The sequence below is a fragment of the Streptococcus sanguinis genome (assembly GCF_020729765.1).
In the GTDB taxonomy this organism is placed as follows: Bacteria; Bacillota; Bacilli; order Lactobacillales; family Streptococcaceae; genus Streptococcus; species Streptococcus sanguinis_Q.
The window spans coordinates 1-3,864 of sequence record NZ_JAJEPD010000013.1 but is presented as its reverse complement, the minus strand read 5'-3'; the positions used below and the strand labels follow the sequence as shown (position 1 = coordinate 3,864).

The following is a 3,864-nucleotide window of genomic DNA, read 5'->3' as shown; positions in this document are numbered from 1 at the left end:
CTAAATTTCAAAAATCACTTTAAATCAATATTTTTCGTCATAACTGACGAGTAGTGAATGTCTGCTTGACTTCTGTCTGTAAAAATCAACCAAATGACTACATTTTATGAGAAATAAATTTAGAAGTTAATATATACAAAATCTCTTTTATCAATTTTAGAAAATGAATACTTTGATAACCTGTTCAAATTTTATAAAGAAATTCAATTATTATTGAGAGATTTAAATTCATTAAAACTAATAATTTCAAATGGAAATTCCACAAAGTTTGATTTTATTAGTTTATTTGTAATGAAATATGATTTTAATGAGTATCTCTCTTCTAATCCGATATTTCTACAAATTACATCTAGATTCTCTTCAAAATACTCTACTCGCCGTTTGAACTTTAGTCCTTTGGCCTTTCCCCCAAAAAAGTATTCTTTTTGATCACCCATACTATCTTTCATAGTCTGACTTAAACGCATATATTTAACTTCAAATAATAATATTTCTTTCAGCTTATTGTCTATCACAATTAGGTCGTAATCTCCTAAATTTCTAGGATGATTTCCTTTAATATCTAATTTATATAATTCTTGATCAATATGAGTAACGTACCTATTATCTTTAAATAAGCCCTTAAGATTTTGGACTATCTGTTGTTCGTAAAATTTTTTCCAACTATTTATTGTATTTAGCGTATTTTGCATACCAATATCATATGGTAAAATGAAGTTCATCATTCCCTCTGTCCAATCTTTTGCCAACCTATCAAGAATAATAGGTGAAAAAATAATGCTATTATGATTAACAATAATAGGTTTAGCAGAAAATTTATTATCTCTTTTCTTTTTGTCCCATATTGGAATTACTCCATTAGTAGTAATTTTCTTCTTTTCTATAACTAAGAATTTCAAAACACCATAAAAGATTTCAATTGAATAGTCCGAATTCTCTTCAAAATATTTAGCCAAATCTTCTATTTTACCTGTTACAACATTTCCTTTTACAGTCAGTAATTTTTGATTTTTTAATTTTAAAATATGACTATTACTTGAAAATATGGAGAGGAAACAAATAAAAGAATCAAAATCAACTTTCGTATCTTGAAAGAACGATTTCTTAACCAGATCAATTATATTATTGTCAATTTCCTTATCTCTACTTGCGTATTCACCATATTTATACTTGATGTCTATCATTTCATCAACAAATTGTAAGTACTTTTCCGTTTCTGAAATATCTACAACATAATTATCTTCAATCTCTAACTGAAACCAATTGCTAGCACCATACGAATAGGCATCAGAAAGAAGTTGAAAATCTAATATGTATTTCCCATAAGCAATCAATTCATCAACAATATCATCACTTGGAATTAATGCGTCATCATCCCTTTCTGTTACTAAATTCTCTTCAATAAGATATTCTAATATTGGTTTATAAACGCGGGCCTCTTCACGTAAATCAATCGTTTGTTCTCGAAATTTATTTAATTTAACAGTTTGAAGATTTCCGTTATCTGAAAATGTAGTTAATCTTCTGCGGTGGATATCAATATTAAAAATAATTAAAGATAATATATTTTGTAGTTTAAGTATCAAGTCATACTGATTATACAATGACATCATAGAAACTAAGTCTTCGCGTATTTTATTTCTAAAACATCTTACGATAGCAACTATGTCTGAATCACAATATATACCTGGCTCTAATCCAAGTTCTTTAATGGTGTTAGCAATACTTTTCCTAACTCTTTTAAAAGAATAGTTTTTAGGAGCTGAGAATTCTAAATGAGGCTGAATAAAATATTCAACCCGAACTTCAAATAAGCTTGAAGTTCGTTTCTCATTGTCTGTTTCTTTAATTTTTTCAAATAACAAAACTCTATCCTTAAAAAGGAAACCGTCTAGTAAATTTATTAGAATTGTATTTTCAAATTCCAATGTTGATTTGGAAAGATTATCAGCAAATATTTTATTCCATCTAGGAGCTAATAAAGTTATCTGATATTTGGAATTTTTAACAAAAACTATTTTATTAAAATAGTTCGTTTCTTGTATCGGACATCTAGAATTAGCATTTCTATCAAGCACAGACTTAGATACTAAATTAATCTCCATAGTTTCTTTTTCATAGTTTGATAAAATTGCTTCTTTATTATGACATAAAGCATTTAAAACAATTTCGTTAAAAGATTTTATTTGTTCGTAATCATAGATATTTATATCTTCTAAAATAAAATGTAACTCCCGATATATAATTTTTTTATGATTCTCTGAAAATATATCAATTGATCCAAGATGAGCTTTTGAAATAAGTGACAAATCAGTTTGTTCCCTATCAACTATTTTCCAACCATGAATATTATAAAACTCTCCCCCTATTTCAAATGGATAGTTTAATACAATTTTATCAAACGTTTCCATATTATAATGAACACTTTCATAGGGTAAGAAAGCCATATTTACATTCAAAGCACCATCATTAATCATCTGATTTGATGATTGCCACATTCGAAATAAAGCATCTCCATTGGAGAAAGACATAATTCTATCTTGATTATTGTTATAAGCTATAAAAAAATCAACGATTTCTTTTATTGAATTCGCATTGTTAATTATTCCTATAATACTACTTGCATTTAATACATATTCATCATCATCTCCAAATAGGAATGTTTTAGTGATATTTGGAGATATACTCTTGGTGTCAACTCCAACAAAAATAATATTGCTCTGGGACTTAAACTGAAATCCTCTAACTTCTCCATCTTGACAAAGACCTGCTATCTGGTAAGTATTATCAATAATTCCTTTTTTTAAGTGATCTGAAATTTTATTTTGGCTTGGCTCTAAAACAATTAATTTATCTTCATTTAAAAATGCCAATGTATTTTTTAAATCAATCTTTTCTTTAGCCTCTTTGTTAATTAACCTCAGATTATAAAATGAATTTCCTTCTCGTTCAAAGAATTTTGTAAAATTACAATTTAGTCTGCTCCAGAAGCTTAACCAAATAGATTCTTCAAACTTTGATTCCTCTATTTCGCTTTCTATTCTCTCCATAAAACAATCTTTCATAACTGGTAAAAATATGGGAAAGTTATTAACAGGAGTAAATAATGGATATAACTCAGCATTATTACTTTTGAATGTTTTGAAATACTGGGCAAGTTCGTTATCATAAAAAAGCTCATGATTTTGATATATAAAATTGAAATAACTCTCAGGTGGACATTCAAAGTTTTCTTGAGTAAACTCACTTTTAAATGGTTCTAAGGATGAAATAATTAAATCTTCATATTCAAGTATCTCATACCATATTTCTTTGAATTGCTTAAAATCATGCACTAAAGATTCTATTAYAAATGAAGTTTCATAAGTATCTTCATTGCCATTTCCTATAAATATTTTATGAAATCTATCATTTGAATAGAACCTTACATTTCCAGTATCAATAGGGAAATCTTCTTTTGGGTATTCAGGTATATAATACTCAATTGCTTTTTTATAAAAGTCTACAAATTTGCTGTATGAGTCTATTTTAGTAGTCCCTAAAATCTTACTTTCATTATTAATAAAATCTCTATTCAATTTATCTACTATTCCTAAAAATCTCCTATTTGGAAACCATGAAGTAATAGAGTAGATAACTTTAGATAAAGATTCAATGTCATATTCTAATAAAAAAGAGTTATTCATATTTTTTCCTCATAGGCTATCAATTTTATCTCCCAAATGTAATCAGAATGTTGAAAGAAATCTAGCTTTCTAAACATCTATCTGCGAATAAATTAAATTCCTTAGAATTATACAACTTCTTAAATTAGCCGTCAATTTATTTCCAGTTAAAAACCTTATCTAATTTCTTAATACATTA

1 protein-coding gene is annotated in these 3,864 nt (G+C 26.9%); it reads right to left on the bottom strand.

The window, feature by feature from the left end; all coding sequences use genetic code 11:
• Window positions 1-203: 203 nt before the first annotated feature.
• Window positions 204-3,686 (bottom strand): hypothetical protein, encoded by a 3,483-nt coding sequence (locus K4H96_RS00725; protein ID WP_227956309.1) that lies wholly within the window; start codon window positions 3,684-3,686, stop codon window positions 204-206.
• Window positions 3,687-3,864 lie beyond the last annotated feature (178 nt).